The organism is Kocuria cellulosilytica, assembly GCF_040981245.1.
In the GTDB taxonomy this organism is placed as follows: Bacteria; Actinomycetota; Actinomycetes; order Actinomycetales; family Micrococcaceae; genus Kocuria; species Kocuria cellulosilytica.
Genome location: NZ_JAVFWZ010000041.1, coordinates 1 through 717, shown reverse-complemented (window position 1 = coordinate 717; position 717 = coordinate 1). Strand labels below are relative to the sequence as shown.

1 protein-coding gene is annotated in these 717 nt (G+C 75.9%); it reads right to left on the bottom strand.

Annotated elements, in window-relative coordinates; genetic code table 11:
* Positions 1–58: 58 nt before the first annotated feature.
* The coding region (locus RCG67_RS16870; protein WP_368827950.1) for a GntR family transcriptional regulator at positions 59–717 on the bottom strand (659 nt) is incomplete at its 5' end.

Here is a 717-nt window from a genome sequence, read left to right as displayed (position 1 = left end):
GGCGCGGCAACGGCGCCGACCCGGCCTGAGCCGACGGCGGCGGGCGGGCAGGGGCTGCTCAGCGGCCGAGGACCTGCTCGAGGCCGTCCTGCATGTGGGCGCGCAGCAGGGACTCCGCCCGGTCCGCGTCCTGCGCGCCGAGCGCCTCGACGAACTCCACGTGCTCCCGGATGCGGGCGTCGGCGGACCCGTAGGTCCCCTGCATCCCGGTGAGGGACATCCGGATCTGGGTGAGCAGCGTCCCGTGCATGTTGAGCAGCCGGGGGCTGCCGGCGAGCTCCACGAGCAGCTCGTGGAAGTGCAGGTCCGCCTCGGAGATCTCCCGGCCGTTCGGGTCCGGGGCCGCGGCCCGCATGCGTGCCAGGGGCACGGTCAGGGCCTCGGCCGCCCGGGGCCCGGCGCCCGTGGCCACGATCCGGCGGACGGCGGCGCACTCGACGGCCTCCCGGGCCAGGTACATGTCCCGGACCGCGTCCTCGGTCAGCTCCATCACGAACAGGCCGCGGTTGCGGCGGCCGACGAGCAGGCCCTCCTGGGTCAGTCGCTGCATCGCCTCCCGCAGCGGTCCGCGGCTCACGTCGAGCTCCTTGGCCAGCTCCTGCTCCACGAGCTGGCTGCCCGGCGGGAAGCGGCCGTCCGCGATGGCCTCGCGCAGGACCCGGGCGATGAGCGCGGGGGTCGACTCCTGGGCGACCGGGGGAAGGGCCGACCGGCTCA